Source organism: Mycobacterium sp., assembly GCF_050700595.1.
Lineage (GTDB): Bacteria > Actinomycetota > Actinomycetes > Mycobacteriales > Mycobacteriaceae > Mycobacterium.
Genome location: NZ_JBOHHI010000001.1, coordinates 1 through 16,426 on the forward strand (window position 1 = coordinate 1; position 16,426 = coordinate 16,426).

The 16,426-nt window shown below is 65.7% G+C and carries 15 protein-coding genes and 2 pseudogenes; 3 read left to right on the forward strand and 14 right to left on the reverse strand.

Going from position 1 to position 16,426, the window contains the following annotated elements; all coding sequences use genetic code 11:
- From tuf to ACRDTL_RS00025, 5 genes are all read right to left on the reverse strand, one after another.
- The coding region (tuf, locus tag ACRDTL_RS00005) for an elongation factor Tu (protein ID WP_431504680.1) at positions 1-1,167 on the reverse strand (1,167 nt) is incomplete at its 3' end.
- Positions 1,168-1,274: 107 nt separating this feature from the next.
- The gene (gene fusA / locus ACRDTL_RS00010) at positions 1,275-3,380 is read right to left on the reverse strand and encodes an elongation factor G (RefSeq protein ID WP_431504681.1); all 2,106 of its coding nucleotides are present in this window, start codon (positions 3,378-3,380) and stop codon (positions 1,275-1,277) included.
- A 75-nt stretch (positions 3,381-3,455) separates the two neighbouring features.
- On the reverse strand, positions 3,456-3,926 hold the full coding sequence (rpsG, locus tag ACRDTL_RS00015) for a 30S ribosomal protein S7 (RefSeq protein ID WP_431504682.1): 471 nt from the start codon (positions 3,924-3,926) through the stop codon (positions 3,456-3,458).
- Positions 3,926-4,300: a 30S ribosomal protein S12 gene (rpsL, locus tag ACRDTL_RS00020; RefSeq protein WP_431504683.1), complete on the reverse strand. Its 375-nt coding sequence runs from the start codon at positions 4,298-4,300 to the stop codon at positions 3,926-3,928. Before rpsL ends, rpsG begins: the two co-directional genes overlap by 1 nt.
- A 235-nt stretch (positions 4,301-4,535) precedes the next feature.
- On the reverse strand, positions 4,536-5,168 hold the full coding sequence (locus tag ACRDTL_RS00025) for a TetR/AcrR family transcriptional regulator (RefSeq protein WP_431504684.1): 633 nt from the start codon (positions 5,166-5,168) through the stop codon (positions 4,536-4,538).
- A gap of 172 nt (positions 5,169-5,340) precedes the next feature.
- Here ACRDTL_RS00025 and ACRDTL_RS00030 point away from each other — a divergent pair, with 172 nt between their 5' ends.
- A complete protein-coding gene (locus ACRDTL_RS00030) occupies positions 5,341-5,703 on the forward strand; it encodes a DUF3060 domain-containing protein (protein WP_431504691.1) in 363 nt (120 codons plus the stop codon).
- A gap of 1 nt (position 5,704) precedes the next feature.
- Positions 5,705-6,121 carry a DUF3060 domain-containing protein gene (locus tag ACRDTL_RS00035; protein WP_431504692.1) on the forward strand — a complete coding sequence of 139 codons (417 nt, stop codon included), beginning with the start codon at positions 5,705-5,707 and terminating at the stop codon, positions 6,119-6,121.
- Positions 6,122-6,128: 7 nt separating this feature from the next.
- Here ACRDTL_RS00035 and ACRDTL_RS00040 read toward each other — a convergent pair whose 3' ends face one another.
- From ACRDTL_RS00040 to ACRDTL_RS00075, 8 genes and pseudogenes are all read right to left on the reverse strand, one after another.
- Complete coding sequence (locus tag ACRDTL_RS00040; protein ID WP_431504685.1) at positions 6,129-6,893, reverse strand: crotonase/enoyl-CoA hydratase family protein; 765 nt, start codon at positions 6,891-6,893, stop codon at positions 6,129-6,131.
- Positions 6,890-7,627, reverse strand: a complete 738-nt coding sequence (locus tag ACRDTL_RS00045; RefSeq protein WP_431504693.1) for a PaaX family transcriptional regulator C-terminal domain-containing protein — start codon at positions 7,625-7,627, stop codon at positions 6,890-6,892. The genes ACRDTL_RS00040 and ACRDTL_RS00045 overlap by 4 nt, the downstream gene beginning before the upstream one ends.
- A gap of 15 nt (positions 7,628-7,642) precedes the next feature.
- A complete protein-coding gene (locus ACRDTL_RS00050) occupies positions 7,643-8,581 on the reverse strand; it encodes a crotonase/enoyl-CoA hydratase family protein (protein WP_431504686.1) in 939 nt (312 codons plus the stop codon).
- Complete coding sequence (locus ACRDTL_RS00055; RefSeq protein WP_431504687.1) at positions 8,578-10,206, reverse strand: acyl-CoA dehydrogenase family protein; 1,629 nt, start codon at positions 10,204-10,206, stop codon at positions 8,578-8,580. Before ACRDTL_RS00055 ends, ACRDTL_RS00050 begins: the two co-directional genes overlap by 4 nt.
- Positions 10,207-10,271: 65 nt before the next feature.
- The gene (locus ACRDTL_RS00060; RefSeq protein WP_431504688.1) at positions 10,272-11,024 is read right to left on the reverse strand and encodes a deoxyribonuclease IV; all 753 of its coding nucleotides are present in this window, start codon (positions 11,022-11,024) and stop codon (positions 10,272-10,274) included.
- Positions 11,025-11,109: 85 nt separating this feature from the next.
- Positions 11,110-11,791, reverse strand: a pseudogene (locus tag ACRDTL_RS00065) (LLM class F420-dependent oxidoreductase).
- A 42-nt stretch (positions 11,792-11,833) separates the two neighbouring features.
- The gene (locus tag ACRDTL_RS00070; protein ID WP_431504694.1) at positions 11,834-12,397 is read right to left on the reverse strand and encodes a YceI family protein; all 564 of its coding nucleotides are present in this window, start codon (positions 12,395-12,397) and stop codon (positions 11,834-11,836) included.
- A gap of 345 nt (positions 12,398-12,742) precedes the next feature.
- Positions 12,743-13,003, reverse strand: a pseudogene (locus tag ACRDTL_RS00075) (NAD(P)-binding domain-containing protein); the annotation flags it as partial.
- Positions 13,004-13,091: 88 nt separating this feature from the next.
- On the opposite strand from ACRDTL_RS00075, the gene ACRDTL_RS00080 reads away from it, so the two are divergent.
- Positions 13,092-13,613, forward strand: coding sequence for a MarR family winged helix-turn-helix transcriptional regulator (locus ACRDTL_RS00080; RefSeq protein ID WP_431504689.1), 522 nt, complete (start codon positions 13,092-13,094; stop codon positions 13,611-13,613).
- A gap of 60 nt (positions 13,614-13,673) precedes the next feature.
- Here ACRDTL_RS00080 and rpoC read toward each other — a convergent pair.
- Positions 13,674-16,426: DNA-directed RNA polymerase subunit beta' (rpoC, locus tag ACRDTL_RS00085; RefSeq protein WP_431504690.1), on the reverse strand; the 2,753-nt coding region annotated here is incomplete at its 5' end.

Here is a 16,426-nt window from a genome sequence, read left to right on the forward strand (position 1 = left end):
GCCCGAGGCCACGGTGCGTCCACCCTCACGGATGGCGAACCGCAAACCTTCGACCATGGCGATCGGCTTGCCCAACTCCACCGTCATCTCGGTGTTGTCGCCCGGCATCACCATTTCCGTCCCCTCGGGACGGCTGATGGTGCCGGTGACATCGGTGGTGCCGAAGAAGAATTGCGGCCGGTAATTGGCGAAGAACGGCGTGTGCCGGCCGCCCTCATCCTTGGTCAGGATGTAGACTTCCGCCTCGAACTTCTTGTGCGGCTTGACCGAGCCGGGCTTGCACAGCACCTGGCCGCGCTCGACGTCCTCGCGCTTGGTGCCGCGCAGCAGGCAGCCGACATTGTCGCCCGCCTGGCCCTGGTCGAGCAGCTTGCGGAACATCTCCACACCGGTGACCGTGGTCTTGGTGGTCTCCGGCCGGATGCCGACGATCTCGACTTCCTCGTTGACGTTGATCACGCCGCGCTCGACGCGGCCGGTGACGACGGTGCCACGGCCGGTGATCGTGAAGACGTCCTCAACCGGCATCAGGAACGGCTTCTCGGTGTCGCGGACCGGGTCGGGAATCGACTCGTCGACCGCTTTCATCAGCTCCTCGACGGATTCGACCCACTTCGGGTCACCCTCGAGCGCTTTGAGCGCCGACACCCGGATGACCGGGGCCTCCTCGTCGAACTCCTGGGCGGCCAGCAGTTCCCGGACCTCCATCTCGACGAGCTCGAGCAGCTCCTCGTCGTCGACCATGTCGGCCTTGTTCAGCGCGACCAGGATGTAGGGCACCCCGACCTGACGGGCCAGCAGCACGTGCTCGCGGGTCTGCGGCATCGGGCCGTCCGTGGCGGCGACCACCAGGATCGCGCCGTCCATCTGAGCGGCGCCGGTGATCATGTTCTTGATGTAGTCGGCGTGGCCCGGGGCGTCGACGTGCGCATAGTGACGCTTCTCGGTCTGATACTCGACGTGCGCGATGTTGATGGTGATACCGCGCGAACGCTCCTCGGGCGCATTGTCGATCTGGTCGAACGCCTTCGTCTCGTTCAACTCCGGGTACTTATCGTGCAGGACCTTCGTGATAGCCGCGGTCAGCGTGGTCTTGCCGTGGTCAACGTGACCGATGGTCCCGATGTTGACGTGCGGCTTCGTCCGCTGGAACTTCGCCTTCGCCACTTCTGTGTCCTCCTGGACTTGTCAGTGCTTGTTAAAGCAGTGTTGATGGTTTCAGTTGTGCCCCGGTAGTGACCGGGCAAGATTACTCCCCGTCTCGTAGGCTCCGCCTACTCGCCCGTCGCCTTCGCGATGATTTCCTTCGACACGTTCGCCGGCACTTCAGCGTACGAGTCGAAGACCATGGAGTAGTTCGCCCGGCCTTGAGTCTTCGACCTCAGGTCGCCGACGTAGCCGAACATCTCCGACAGCGGCACATGTGCTTTGACCACACGTGCGCCGCCACGCTCGTCCATGGCCTGAATCTGACCACGGCGGGAGTTCAGGTCGCCGATCACGTCGCCCATGTAATCCTCGGGCGTGGTGACCTCGACGGCCATAATCGGTTCCAGGATCACCGGCTGTGCCTGTCCGGCCGCCTTCTTCAGCGCGTGCGAACCGGCGATCTTGAACGCCATTTCTGACGAGTCCACCTCATGGAACGCGCCGTCTTCCAGCGTGACCTTCAGGTTCACCAGCGGGTAGCCGGCCAGCACGCCGTAGGCCATGGCGTCCTGCGCACCGGCGTCCACCGACGGGATGTACTCGCGCGGCACCCGCCCACCGGTGACCTTGTTCGCGAACTCGTAGGTAGCGCCGTCTTCGCCGGTGAACGGCTCGACGGTGATGATGACCTTCGCGAACTGGCCCGAGCCGCCGGTCTGCTTCTTGTGGGTGTACTCGACGTGCTGGACCTTGAGGCGGATCGTCTCCTTGTAGGCCACCTGCGGCTTGCCGACGTTGGCCTCGACCTTGAATTCCCGGCGCATGCGTTCGACCAGGATGTCCAGGTGCAGCTCGCCCATCCCGCCGATCACGGTCTGGCCGGTCTCGGAGTCCAGATGCACCTTGAAGGTCGGGTCCTCCTCGGCCAGCTTCTGGATGGACAGACTCAGCTTTTCCTGGTCGCTCTTGGTCTTCGGCTCGATGGCCACCTCGATCACCGGGTGCGGGAACGTCATCGACTCCAGCACGATCTGCTCGTTCGGGTCGCTCAGGGTGTCGCCGGTGGTGGTGTCCTTGAGGCCGATCACCGCGTAAATGTGACCCGCACTGGCCCTTTCAACAGGGTTTTCCTTGTTGGAGTGCATCTGGAACAGCTTGCCCAGCCGCTCCTTCTTGCCCTTGGTGGCGTTGATGACCTGGCTGCCGGACTCCACGGTGCCCGAGTACACCCGGATGTAGGTGAGCTTGCCGAAGAACGGGTGGGTAGCGATCTTGAACGCCAGCGCCGAGAACGGCTCGTCGGTGGTGGCGTGCCGGACGATCTCCTCGTCCTCGTGACCCGGCGCGTGCCCGGCCGCCGGTGGCACGTCCAGTGGCGACGGCAGGTAGTCGACCACCGCGTCCAGCATCGGCTGCACGCCTTTGTTCTTGAACGCGCTGCCGCACAGCACCGGGTAGATCTCACTGGCGATCGTCAGTTTGCGGATCGCGCCCCTGATCTCGTCGACGGTGATCTCCTCGCCGCCGACGTACTTCTCCAGCAGGTGCTCGTCGGACTCGGCGACGGTTTCCAACAGCTTGCTGCGGTACTCCTCGGCCGTTTCGACCAGCTCGGCCGGGATGTCCACAACGTCGTAGTGCTCGCCGAGTTTGGTTTCGCCGCGCCATACCTTGGCGTTCATCTCGACCAGGTCGACAACACCCTCGAACTCGCTCTCCGAGCCGATCGGCAACTGGATCGGCACCGCGTTGGCACCGAGCCGCTCTTCCATCGTCTTGACCGAGAAGTAGAAGTCGGCGCCGATCTTGTCCATCTTGTTGACGAAGCAGATCCGCGGAACGTTGTACTTGTCGGCTTGGCGCCACACCTGCTCGGACTGCGGCTCAACGCCTTCCTTGCCGTCGAACACGGCGACGGCACCGTCGAGCACCCGCAGGTTGCGCTCCACCTCGACGGTGAAATCAACGTGGCCCGGTGTGTCGATGATGTTGAGCTGGTTGTCTTTCCAGAACGTCGTGGTGGCGGCGGAGGTGATGGTGATCCCCCGCTCCTGCTCTTGGGCCATCCAGTCCATCGTGGCGGCGCCGTCGTGGACCTCGCCGATCTTGTAGGTGATACCGGTGTAGTAGAGGATGCGTTCGGTGGTCGTCGTCTTGCCGGCATCGATGTGCGCCATGATGCCGAAGTTTCGGACCTTGCTCAGGTCGGTCAGCACGTCCTTCTGTGCCACAGAAGTCTTCCCACTTTCGGTTGCTTGCTTAGTTGCTGTCTTTCTCGCCTCCGGCCGCCCTGCCGCCGGTGGCTGTCACCAGCGATAGTGTGCGAAGGCGCGGTTCGCCTCGGCCATCTTGTGGGTGTCCTCACGCCGCTTGACGGAGGCCCCAAGGCCATTGCTGGCATCCAGGATCTCGTTCGCCAGGCGCTCGACCATGGTCTTCTCCCGGCGCTGCCGGGAGAAGCTGACCAGCCAGCGCAGCGCCAGTGTGGTGGACCGGTCCGGCCGCACCTCGACGGGCACCTGATAGGTGGCACCACCGACGCGGCGGCTACGGACCTCCAAAGCCGGCTTGACGTTGTCGAGAGCCCGCTTGAGGGTGATCACCGGATCGCTGCCGGTCTTCTCGCGGGCCTGTTCGAGCGCACCGTAAACAATACGTTCGGCGAGCGATTTCTTCCCCCGGAGAAGAACCTTGTTCACCAGCTGAGTGACCAGCTGCGACCCGTAGACCGGGTCATTGACCAGCGGACGCTTCGGCGCGGGCCCCTTGCGCGGCATCAGCTCTTCTCCTTCTTGGCGCCATAGCGGCTGCGAGCCTGCTTGCGGTCCTTGACACCCTGGGTGTCCAGTGAGCCGCGGATGATCTTGTAGCGCACACCCGGCAGGTCCTTCACCCGTCCGCCGCGCACCAGCACCATCGAGTGCTCCTGCAGGTTGTGGCCCTCGCCGGGAATGTATGCGGTGACCTCAACCTGGCTGGTCAGCTTGACGCGCGCCACCTTCCGAAGAGCCGAGTTCGGCTTCTTCGGGGTGGTGGTGTACACCCGAGTGCACACGCCACGGCGCTGCGGGCTGCCCTTGAGGGCCGCGGTCTTGACCTTGCCGATCTTGTCGCGGCGCCCCTTGCGGACCAGCTGCTGGATGGTTGGCATCTACCGGCTTTCTGTGTTGTTGTTCGAGCCTGTACTGCAGTTACGCCCGACCGCAGTACCCCGCGTCCGGGTGTGTCGCACGCGCTTGGCCCCGGATCATCCGTGGCGTCATGGACATGCGAATTGCCCGGCGTGCGCACCTTACGTCAGCTAAGGCGCCATACGCGGCCGGGCGCGAGCATCCACAATACCCGCCGCTGGTCGGACAGGTCAAAGCAGCTGCGACGTCGGTGGCTTACCTGCTGCGGTGCTCCAAGCCGGCCGCCAGTCGCAGCACCATGTCGGAGAAGACCGCGTCGGTGTCGCTGTCGTCCATCACGCCGGTCATTTCCAGCAATACGAACCCATGCAGTGCCGACCAGAACTCCAACGCCGCATTAAAGGCATCCTCGCCGGACAGGCCGTAGGAGGACAGTACGGCGATCACCGGTGCGGCCGCGCCCTTGGTGGCGGCGGTGTACTCGGGGTCGTCACCGCCCAGTGGCATCCGGGTGAACGCCGAATAGCGACCGGGATGGTGGTGGGCGTAGCTGCGGTAAGCGCCGGCCATGACCAGCACGGCGTCGTCGCGGGCCCTGCCCTGGCCGACCCGGTTCAGCATCGTGATGATGTCGTCTATCACCCGCATCCGCACGGTGCGGCGCAGATCCTCCAGGCTGTGCACGTGGTTGTACAACGACGGCCCTTTGGTTCCGAGCTGGGTCGCCAGCGCGTTGATCGTCAGCGCGTCCCAGCCTTCCCGGTCTAAGAAGGTGAGCGCGGCATTGACGATGATCTCGCGGCTCAGCTTGGTTCCACGGGCCGGGGCCTTTCCCGCCTTTCCCCCGGCCCGCGACCGACCACCGGATGCTTCCGGTTGAGCTGCCATCGCGATCGCCCCTCGGTGTGCGTTGACCCATCGAACGGATCCGAAGTCAACGAAGAACTCTAGTTCACCCGAAGGTCGTCATCGCGCGCGGCGATGCACGTAGGCTCTCTCCCAGCAGGTCACGCGCTTATTGTGAGAGGAGCCCGCGGTGCAGACCATCACGTTAGGGACCCTGGGCCGAGCGGTGGTCACCCTCACGATCGCGATCCCGTTCACCTTGACCCCCGGTGCGCCCACCGCGCACGCCAAGAACGGCGACACCCACGTCACCGGCGAAGGTGTCGAGCAGACGCTGGACTGCAACGGTGCCACGCTGCTCGTCAACGGCACAGATAACACCGTCAACGCATTGGGGACCTGCTGGGCGGTGACGGTCATGGGCTCGGGAAACACTGTGGTTGCTGACACCGTCGTCGACAACATCATCGTGTACGGCTCCGGCGAAACGGTCTACTTCCACAATGGCGACCCGGTCATCTGGGACCGTGGCCGCGAACTGGGAATGGTCAACCGTATCGATCGTGCGGCGGCCTGAGATGCGCGCGCACACAATCCTGGCGCTGGCTGTCGTACTGGTGGTTTTCGGGCTGGCCGGGTGCGGTTCGAGCAACAAGAACGCGGCGCCGTCCACCAGCAGCAGCACCACCACCACCACCGCAAGCTCGGGCGCGGAATTCGATGTCGGAAACACGATCGAGTACGGATCGTTTGGGACCACCACCGATTTGGATTGCGGCGACGGGAAATCGCTCAACGTGGGTGGCTCGAACAACACGCTGACCGTCAAAGGCACCTGCTCGTCGGTGCGCATCGCCGGAATGGACAACAAGATCACCATCGACAAGATCGACAAGGACCTCAGCATCGGCGGGTTCAACAACACCATCACCTACCGCAACGGCGACCCCAAGGTCCACAACGTCGGCTCCGGCAACACCGTCAACAAGGGCTAGCTTGGCCTCAGGCCGGGGCGCCATGGCGGCCGGCTCCGGCCGCAAACCGTCCCGCGCCCTCGCGCGCTTCTGCGGCAACCCGGGAGATGCTGGCGAATTCGTAGTCCAGCGCGTCTGATTCGGCCGCCCCCCACTGGTGCAGCGCCGAGCGCCGATCCGATCGCATGCACTGCTGCGGCAGCGCGGCCAACTGAGCGGCAAGCTCTTCGGCGGCTTCGCGGGCCTGCCCGTTGGGCACGACGCGATTGGCCAGTCCGATCGCCAACGCCTCGGCGGCGTCGACGCCGCGGCCGGTGAGGATCATGTCCATCGCCCGGCTGTGGCCGATCAGCCGGGGCAGTCGGATGGTCCCGCCGTCGATCAGCGGAACGCCCCACCGCCGGCAGAACACCCCGAACACCGCGTCCTCCTCGGCGACCCGCAGGTCGCACCACAACGCCAACTCCAGACCGCCGGCCACCGCGTGGCCGCTCACCGCGGCGATCACCGGTTTGGACAGCACCATCCGGGTGGGCCCCATCGGGCCGGGGCCGGTCCGGTGTACCGGATTGGCGTCCGGTGTGCCGAATGCCTTCAAATCCGCTCCCGCGCAAAATGTCCCGTGATCGCCCCACAGCACCGCCACCGCGGTGGTGTCGTCGCTGTCGAATTGCTCGAACGCGGCGAACAGCGCGGCGGCCGTCGGCCCGTTGACGGCGTTGCGGGCCTCCGGCCGGTTCAGGATCACCGTGGTAACCGGCCCATTGCGCTCGACGCGCACCGGATCGCTCATCTCGCCTCCCGTAGTTGGATACCGTCTGGTCGGGTACCGTTGCGCCGCCCGGACAGTTCGGCGGCAAAGTCGTTATAGGCGGCGCGCAGCTGCTCACCCGGCCAGTCGGCGGGCAGCAGTTCGGCCGGCAGCATCGGGTCGGTCAGCAGGTGGCGCACCATCGCCGCCGCGACCACGAACCGGACGGGAACGTCGGTCGCAGCGGTCATCTCGTCGAGCAGACGGTGCCCGGTGCGCGCCCATGCCGACAGATCCCACAGCTGCCCGGCCAGGTCGGCAGGCTCGTCGTCGCAGACCTTGACGATCCGGGCCCGGGCACGGACCTCGGCATCCAGTTCGAGACCGAGGTTGTCGGGGCGCATCCACACCCCTTCACGTAGTTCGCCGAACCGCTTGTCGTGCAGCATCGTTCGCAGAAGTGCGCGGGTGCGGGCATCGGTGCCCACGCTGGTCACGATCACGGTGGTCCAGTATCCACGCCATGGCCGCACCCGCGGAAGCATGGCGTCGTCCTGACGACGCTGGCGGGCCAGCAGCCGGTCGGAGAGCCGGTAGCCGTCGGCGGAATGGATCAGGTCGCCGGCACTGACCATCCGCGTCAGCGCCACCCGCAGCGTGGTCTCCTTGATACCGAAATCACTGGTGAGCCTGATCAATTCGGCCGCACTGGCCCATGCCGGGTGCGCACCGAGCAGCACCGACAGCACCACCGACCGGGCGGTCATGCGCGCCAACGTCTTCGGCATCGGCTATACCTGCGATGACGTGCGTCCGTAGTCGCCGAACGGCTCGTCGCGGTGGCGCACCGCGTCCCGGAAGCCGTGCTCGACCGCGTCGGCGACGAACGCATGCCCCTCGGGCGTGTGCCGGGCGATGCCGTCGAACACCGTACTGACCATCCTGCTGGTGGCCACACCCTGTTGCAGCAGCGCCGAATTCAGCGCGAGCTTGACCATGATCAGCTGGTTGACCGGGACGGCGGCGATGCGGCCCACGAGTCTTTCGGTGCGCTCGTCGAGGTCTTTGGCGTCCGGTGCCTCGACCGCCAATCCCCACTCGGCGGCTTGCGCACCGGTGATGCAATCCCCGGTCAGCAGCAGGCGTTTGGCGCGCTGGTCACCGAGCCGGTGCGCCCACAGCCCCGCGGCGGGCACCCCCCAGACCCGGGTGGGCGGGTAGCCGATCTTGGCGTCGGCGGCCGCGATCACCTGGTCGGCGTGCAGCGCGATATCGGTGCCGCCGGCCACGCAGTAGCCGTGGATCTTGACCACGGCCGGCTTGTCGGCGTGCATCAGGGCCGAGAACCCGCGCACGAACCGGCTCATCATCTGATAGTCGATCATCGGGTCCCACGGCTGGTCGGGAAGATGGTTGATCGCCTGGGTTTTGCCGTCCAGCACGGTGCCCTTGTACGCGGCGCCGCCGCCCGCCGAGGACTGCCCTTCGGCGTAGGCGCTCAGGTCGAAACCCGCACAAAACCCTTCACCACGACCGGACACCAGGATGACGTGGACGTTCGGGTCCAGATCGGCGCGTTCCACCAACGCCGACAACTCCAGTGGGGTGTCGGCGATGATCGCGTTGCCCTTCTCCGGCCGGTTGAAGGTGATCCGGGCAACCCGGTCGGTGACCTCATAGGTCATCGTCTTCAGGTTGTCGAAGTCGACCGGTCTGATCGCGTGAGTCATCCTTTGACCATCGCGCGCTCGAGGATCGGCGCCAGGTCCAGGCCGGTGGGCATGGTGCCGTACGCACCGCCCCACTGGCCACCGAGGCGGGTCGCCAGGAACGCCTCGGCGACGGCCGGATGCCCGTGGCGCACCAGCAGCGCCCCCTGCAGCGCCAGGCAGATGTCTTCGGCAATCCTGCGGGCGCGGTATTGGATGGTCTCGAAGTCGGTCAGCTGCGGCTTGAGCGCGTCGACGTGGGCGTCCAGCCGCGGGTCCTGCCCGGTGGTCTTGGCCAGCTCGGCGAATAGCACGTCGATGCATTCGGAGCGAGTTCCCAGGGCGCGCAACGTGTCCAGCGCGCTGACATTGCCGGAGCCCTCCCAAATGCCCATCAGCGGCGCTTCCCGGTACAGCCGCGGCATGCCGAAGTCTTCGATGTAGCCGTTGCCGCCCAGGCACTCCATCGCCTCGGCGGCGTGCGGCGTGGCGCGTTTGCACACCCAGTATTTGGTAGCGGCCAACCCGATGCGGCGAAGCAGCGTTTCGGTCTCGTCACCGTTGATCGCCTTGTCGGTTGCGCCCGCCATCCGCATCGCCACCATGGTGGCCGCTTCGGCTTCGACCGCCAAGTCCGCCAGGACATTACGCATGAGCGGCTGATCGATCAGGTACGCGCCGAATGCCTTCCGGTGCTGGGCATGGTAGACGGCACGGGTCAGGCCGTTGCGCATACTGGTGGCGCTGCCCAGCGCGCAGTCCAGCCGAGTCAGGTTGACCATCTCGATGATGGTCGACACGCCGCGCCCCTCCTCACCGACCAACCAGGCGGTGGCGCCGTCGTACTCGACCTCGCTGGAGGCGTTGGCGTGATTGCCGAGTTTGTCCTTGAGCCGCTGCAAAAGCATGCGGTTGCGGGTGCCGTCGGGCAGCACCCGGGGCAGCACGAAGCACGACAGTCCGTCCGGCGCCTGGGCGAGCACCAGGAAGATGTCACACATCGGCGCCGAGGTGAACCACTTGTGACCGGTCAGGCTGTAGCTGCCGTCGGCGGTGCGGGCGGCCTGGGTGGTGCCGGCGCGGACGTCGGAGCCACCCTGCTTCTCGGTCATCGACATGCCCGCGGTGATGCCGGGCTTCGTCGTCGGCACAGTCAATTGCGGGTCGTAGTCGCGACTGGTCAGCAGCGGCTCATAGACCTCTGCCAGCTCGGGGTTGTTGCGCAGCGCCGGGACGACGGCGTAGGTCATCGAAATCGGGCACATGTGCCCTGGCTCGGCAGTCCACACGCCGGTCTTGGCGGCGCGCACCACGTGCGTGCCGGGTCGTGCGTCGGCCCACGGCGCTGCGTGCAGACCGTGCGCGATCGCCATCCGCATCAGCTCGTGGTAGGCCGGGTCGTACTCCACTTCGTCGATCCGGTGGCCGTAGCGGTCGTGGGTGCGCAGGATCGGCCGGTTGCGGTCGGCCAGCTCACCCCACCGCTGAACCTGCGCGGATCCGGACAGCGCGCCCACCTCGGTGACCTCGTCGACGCCCCATTGCCCGCCCTCGCGGATCAGCGCCTCGATGAGTACCGGTGATGACGCCGGGTTGTGGTTCTCGAGCGGCGGGACCTGGTTGGTGACGACGTGTGTGTCAGGCATGGGTCCAGTGTTACATTTTTTCGACAGTCGCACAATAGACGTAATACGCTCTAACGCCGGTGGCCCTAGCCGACGCGGTCGCGAAGAAAAGCGATGTCATCCTTGCGGTGCTCGTCGGCGGTCTCACAGATCACCGGCGCATCGGCGGCCCGGACGATGGCGACGAGCAGCTCCGGATCGATTTGCCCGGTGCCGATGTTGGCGTGGCGGTCCGCGCCCGAGCCCGCCGCGTCTTTGGAGTCGTTGCAGTGCACGAGGTCGATCCGGCCGGTGATCGCCTTGATCCGATCGACCGCGTCGACCAACGACTCGCCCGCGGCCCACGTGTGGCAGGTGTCGAGGCAAAGGCCGATACCGCTGTCACCGATGTGGTCCCACAGCCGCGCGATCGTGTCGAAATGGCGGGCCATCGCGTGGTCGCCGCCGGCGGTGTTCTCCAGATACACCGGAACTTCGGTTTCGAGCTGGTCGAGCGCCTTGCGCCACCGCTCACAACCCGCCTGGATGTCATCGTCGTCAGCATGACCACCGTGCACGATCACGGCGGTGGCCGCAATGTCGGCGGCTGCGTTGCAAGTGTCCTGCAGGATCTTGCGCGACGGGATGCGCACCCGGTTGTTCGCCGAGGCGACGTTGATGAGATACGGCGCATGCACATAGATCGGCAGCGCCGCCTCCCGTAGCCGGGCGGCGTCGTCGCGCGGTTTGGGCGCTTTCCAGCTCTGCGGATTGCCGAGGAAGATCTGCACCGCGTCGGCGCCGTCGGCCTCCGCCGCGGCGAGCGGATCTTGCGGGCTTACATGCGAACCGATGAGCACGCCGCCAGTCTAGTGACCGGCGACTCCCATGAGCAGATGCCGGCAAGACCCCCAGCGTAAAACCCGCCGGGTCACTGACAACCCGTCACTGCTGACAGTCACGCCAGACCAGCATTTCCTTCAGGGTACTGAAGTCGTAACCCGTGGTGGGGTCGGGGCAATCTCGGTGATGAACGTGCTCGCACCGGCCTGGCGGTATGCGTCGGCACTTTCAGCGCCGAGCCAGTGCACCGAGCGTTCGATGTCGCTTCCCGAGCGTCCCGCGGCCAGCGCCAACTCGTCGACTCGGGCGCTGGCTTCGGTGAACCCCTCCACCGAGAGGAAGGTGTGCCGAATGTCGGCGTAGCGTGCCACCGCGGGCAACGTCCGCCTGGGACCGGCACCGCCGATGAGGATGGGTATTTTGCGGACTGAGGGCGGGATCAGGTGACCCAGGCACGCCTCGATGCGTTCCAGGCCGGCATCGAACAGGTCGAAGCGTGACTGCCAGCTGCCGAACTCGTATCCGTAGGTGGTGTAGTCCTTTTCGTACCAGCCTGCGCCGATGCCGGTCACCAGCAGCCCGATCTCGGCGCGCTGGGTGATCTCGCCCCAGCTGGCCAGTGCGGTCCGTTGACGTCCTCCATGTGGGGCCTGTGGAAGTGGTCCCAGCCGAAGATCAGGTCGGCGCCGAGTTCTTCGGCGTGCAGTACCGCGCTACGCCAGGTGGCGTAGTCCGGCGCGTTGCCGGGCTGCAGTAGGACGCCGATGCGGATGGGTCGGATCATGTCGGGGGTCCTTGTCCGGTAGTGGCGAGAATGCCTGTGTCGTCAGTCGGTCTTCAGCGCTTCGATGTCCAGCGTGAGGCTGACCTTGTCGCCCAAGACGACGCCGCCGGTTTCCACCGGCATGTTGATGTCGATGCCGAAGTCTCTGCGGTTCAGCACGACTGAGGCTTCAAACCCGGCCACCGGCCCGCGGCCCATGCCGGGGCTGATCCCGTTGAACGCCAAGGCAAGGCTGACCGGCTTGGTGACGCCCTTCAGGGTGAAGTCACCTTCCAGGACGTAGCCGTCGGCGCCGTCTGGCCACACGCCGGTGGAGGTGAATGTGGCGGTCGGGTAGTGCTCGACGTCGAAGAACTCGGCTGCCCTCAGATGGTGGTCACGGTTTTCGTTGCCGGTGTTGACTGAGCCGACTGCGATCTGCGCCGACACCGAGGGCGCGCCCACGCCGGAGACGGTGATCGCACCGCTGAAGGTACCCAGGGTGCCCCGCACCCTGCTGACCACCAGATGGCGCACCGCGAAGGTGATCGACGAATGAGCCGAGTCGATGGTCCAAGTGCCGGCTGGCAGTTCGGATGCGAGTGCGCTTTTCGCCGTTCCCGGCACAGGGTGACGAACGGACTCGCGGATGGCGTGCAGTTGGGTCAGCGGACCGTCCACCTGCATCAAGCGGCCCATTCGAAGGGGACCGAGATCGACCGGCGCATACCCGAAGCCGGCGACGACCGAGCGGAACAGGTCTTTGGAGTCCTGATCGTCGCCAGCGTAGAACAGGATGCGACGGCCGGCGTCGGTGACAGGATCGGCAGCAATTTTGGGGGCGTACATGTTGTCGAACGCCTTGATCACGTGCGCCCCGGGGATCAGCGAGGCGACCAGTTCGCTGCCCCCGACCTCGAGGTGGTCGATGATGAAATCGGGGGGTGGCGCCGCCCACTGATTGGTGGCATCGACGACTATTCGCCCCTCGCGGTAGGGAAGATCGCGCACCGCCTCGCCGACGCTGTCCCAGTTGACTGCCAGTACGACGAAATCGGCGGCGCCGGCCTCGGCCACGGTGCCCGCCGAGGCTCGTGGGCCGAAGGCGTCCACCAGGTCGGTGAGCGTCTCCGGACCGCGACGGTTGCTGAAGACGACGTCGTGGCCGGTCCTGATCGCCTGACCGGCGATGGCGCGGGACAGTTCTCCCGCGCCGATCATTCCGAACTTCATGAGCGTTCCCCTCTCCAATAGTTGATGCTTCAACCAAAACTACGCTGACAAACTTGAAGCGTCAACCTATGGTGTTTAGCCTGAAATCATGGATCCGACCGAGACGCCCGCCGCAGCACCCGAGCCGTGGCTCGACGACGACCAACAACAAGCCTGGCGGCAGGTAGTGGGGCTGCTCATGACGCTGCCCAGCGCGCTTGACAGCGATCTGCAGCGCGACGCCGGGCTGTCCATGTACGAATACCTGGTCCTGGCGGCTCTGTCGGAGAGCCCGGACCGGACGCTGCAGATGAACGACCTCGCCTACCGGGCGAACTCCTCACTGTCACGGCTGTCGCATCTGATTTCTCGACTGGAGAAGCGAGGCTGGGTCACCAAGCGGCCCTGCGAGAACGACCGAAGGGCAAGCACCGTCGCGCTCACCGCCGCGGGCGCGGAGATGATTCGTGCCGCTGCTCCCGGCCACACGCACCTAGTGCAGGAGCTGGTCATCAAGCCGTTGAGCCCGGTGCAGCTCCAGCAATTGGGCGAGGCCGCCGCCGCGGTGGGCCAGGCCATCGAGACAGCTGGCCGCAGCCGAAAACGCTCCGACGAAACACGCCGAGCGTGAACGTGCTGCGAGATTTCGGCGAAAAACTCGCAGCACGTTCACACTCGGCGAAGAAGCGGGCTAGCGGTAGTCGGAATACCCGTAGTCGTCCAGCGGAACTGCGGCTCCGGTGGCCTGGCCGAAGTCCGGGCTGTAGTACTGATCCTCGTACGACGGGATCGTGTACGCCGCGGCCCGGGCCTCCTCGGTCGGCTGCACCTGGATGTTGCGGTAGCGGCTGATCCCGGTCCCGGCCGGGATCAGCTTGCCGATGATCACGTTCTCCTTCAGACCCTTGAGCTTGTCGCTGCGGCAGTTGATCGCCGCATCGGTCAGCACTCGCGTGGTCTCCTGGAACGACGCCGCACTCAGCCACGAGTCGGTGGCCAGCGACGCCTTGGTGATTCCCATCAACACCGGGCGGCCGGCGGCGGGCTCGCCGCCCTCGGCCACCACCCGACGGTTCTCGGCCTCGAACTCGGCGCGGTCGATCAGCGAGCCGGGCAAGAACTCCGTCGAGCCCGAGTCGATGATGGTCACCCGGCGCAGCATCTGCCGGACGATCACCTCGATGTGCTTGTCGTGGATCGACACGCCCTGCGCCCGGTAGACCTCCTGGACCTCCTTGACCAAGTGGATCTGCACCTCGCGGGGGCCCTGCACCCGCAGCACCTCGTGCGGGTCGGCGGAGCCTTCCATCAACTGCTGGCCCACCTCGACATGGTCACCATCGACGAGCAGACGCTCGGTGCCGTCGTCGTGCTTGAACACCTTCAACCGCTGTCGACGGGAGAGCTTGTCGTAGACCACTTCCTCGCCGCCGTCGTCCGGGATGACGGTGATCTTGTAGAAGCGCTCGCCCTCTTCGAGCCGCACCCGGCCGGTGACGTCGGCGATCGGCGCCTTGTCCCGCGGGATCCGGGCCTCGAACAGCTCCTGCACCCGCGGCAGACCACCGGTGATGTCCTCACCGACGCCGCCCTGGTGGAAGGTCCGCATGGTCAGCTGAGTGCCGGGTTCGCCGATGGACTGGGCGGCGACGATGCCCACCGCCTCACCGATGTCGACGAGCTTGCCGGTGGCCATCGAACGGCCGTAGCAGGTCGCGCACACACCGGTACCGGTGGTGCAGGTCAGCACGGAGCGGACCTTGACCTGCGTGATGCCGGCAGCGAGTAGCGCATCGATCTGGGGGTCACCCAGGTCCTCGCCACGAGCGACGACGACATTGCCTGCCTCGTCGGTCGCGTCGGCACCCAAAGTGCGGGCGTACGCGGAGGTTTCGATGTGCGGGTCGCGGATCAGCGCGCCGTCTGGACCAGGCTCGGCAAGCTCGACCATGATGCCGCGTTCGGTACCACAGTCGGTCTCGCGAACGATGACATCCTGGCTGACGTCGACCAGACGACGGGTCAGGTAACCCGAGTCGGCGGTCCGCAACGCGGTGTCCGCCAGACCCTTTCGGGCGCCGTGGGTGTTGATGAAGTACTCCAACACCGTCAGGCCTTCACGGAAGGACGACTTGATCGGGCGCGGGATGAACTCACCCTTGGGGTTGGTCACCAGACCCTTCATGCCGGCCAGGGTTCGGGTCTGGGTGAAGTTACCGGTGGCACCCGACTCGACGATCGTGATGATCGGATTGTCCGGCGGGTAGTGCTCCCGCAGGGCTTCACCGACCTCGTCGGTGGCTTCCTTCCAGATCTCCACCAACGCCTCGTTGCGCTCGTCGTGATTCAAAGCCCCGCGCTGGAACTGCTTTTCGACCTTGTCGGCCCGCTCCTCGTAGGCGTCGAGGATCTCCTGCTTGCCCGGGGGCACCAACACATCGGCCATGGAGACCGTGACACCGCTTCGGGTGGCCCAGTAGAAGCCGGCGTCCTTCAGCTTGTCGACGGTCTGAGCGACGACGATCATCGGGTAGCGCTCGGCGAGGTCGTTGATGATCGCGGCCTGCACCTTCTTGTGCATCTGCGTGTTGACGAACGGATAGGCGATCGGCAGCAGCTCGTTGAACATCACCCGGCCCAGCGTGGTATCCGCAATCCAGGACTCACCTGGCTGCCAACCGTTTTGGCCGAACAGCTCGGTCTCGACTTCCGCCGGCGGGCGCAACTGGCTCAGCCGCACCCTGATCTTGGCACGAACCGACAGCACACCGCGGTCGGCGGCCATGATCGCCTCGGCCGGCGACGCGTACACACCCGACTCCGGACGGTCCTTGGCAGCCGGCCGATATTCGCCGGTGTCGCCTTCGATCTCGGTGGTCAGGTAGTACAGCCCGGTCACCATGTCCAGCCGCGGCATGGCCAGCGGACGGCCCGACGCCGGCGACAGGATGTTGTTACTGGACAGCATCAGGATGCGTGCCTCGGCCTGCGCCTCTGCTGAAAGCGGCAGGTGCACGGCCATCTGGTCGCCGTCAAAGTCGGCGTTGAACGCCTCGCAGACCAGCGGGTGCAGCTGAATCGCCTTGCCTTCCACCAGCATCGGCTCGAAAGCCTGAATACCCAGCCGGTGCAGGGTCGGCGCGCGGTTCAGCAGCACCGGATGCTCGGCGATGACCTCTTCAAGCACATCCCACACCTGCGGACGCTGACGCTCCACCATCCGCTTGGCGCTCTTGATGTTCTGCGCATGGTTCAGGTCGACCAGCCGCTTCATCACGAACGGCTTGAACAGCTCCAGCGCCATCAGCTTCGGCAGGCCGCACTGGTGCAGCTTGAGCTGTGGGCCGACCACGATGACGGAACGCCCCGAGTAGTCGACGCGCTTACCGAGCAGGTTCTGCCGGAACCGGCCCTGCTTACCCTTGAGCAGATCCGACAGCGATT

What these genes read in the sequence shown, in the direction of transcription:
- rpsG (WP_431504682.1), bottom strand. Translation starts at nt 3,926, where the DNA reads ATGCCGCGCAAGGGGCCCGCGCCGAAGCGTCCGCTGGTCAATGACCCG.
- rpsL (WP_431504683.1), bottom strand. Translation starts at nt 4,300, where the DNA reads ATGCCAACCATCCAGCAGCTGGTCCGCAAGGGGCGCCGCGACAAGATC.
- ACRDTL_RS00025 (WP_431504684.1), bottom strand. Translation starts at nt 5,168, where the DNA reads ATGGCAGCTCAACCGGAAGCATCCGGTGGTCGGTCGCGGGCCGGGGGA.
- ACRDTL_RS00035 (WP_431504692.1), top strand. Translation starts at nt 5,705, where the DNA reads ATGCGCGCGCACACAATCCTGGCGCTGGCTGTCGTACTGGTGGTTTTC.
- ACRDTL_RS00040 (WP_431504685.1), bottom strand. Translation starts at nt 6,893, where the DNA reads ATGAGCGATCCGGTGCGCGTCGAGCGCAATGGGCCGGTTACCACGGTG.
- ACRDTL_RS00050 (WP_431504686.1), bottom strand. Translation starts at nt 8,581, where the DNA reads ATGACTCACGCGATCAGACCGGTCGACTTCGACAACCTGAAGACGATG.
- ACRDTL_RS00055 (WP_431504687.1), bottom strand. Translation starts at nt 10,206, where the DNA reads ATGCCTGACACACACGTCGTCACCAACCAGGTCCCGCCGCTCGAGAAC.
- ACRDTL_RS00080 (WP_431504689.1), top strand. Translation starts at nt 13,092, where the DNA reads ATGGATCCGACCGAGACGCCCGCCGCAGCACCCGAGCCGTGGCTCGAC.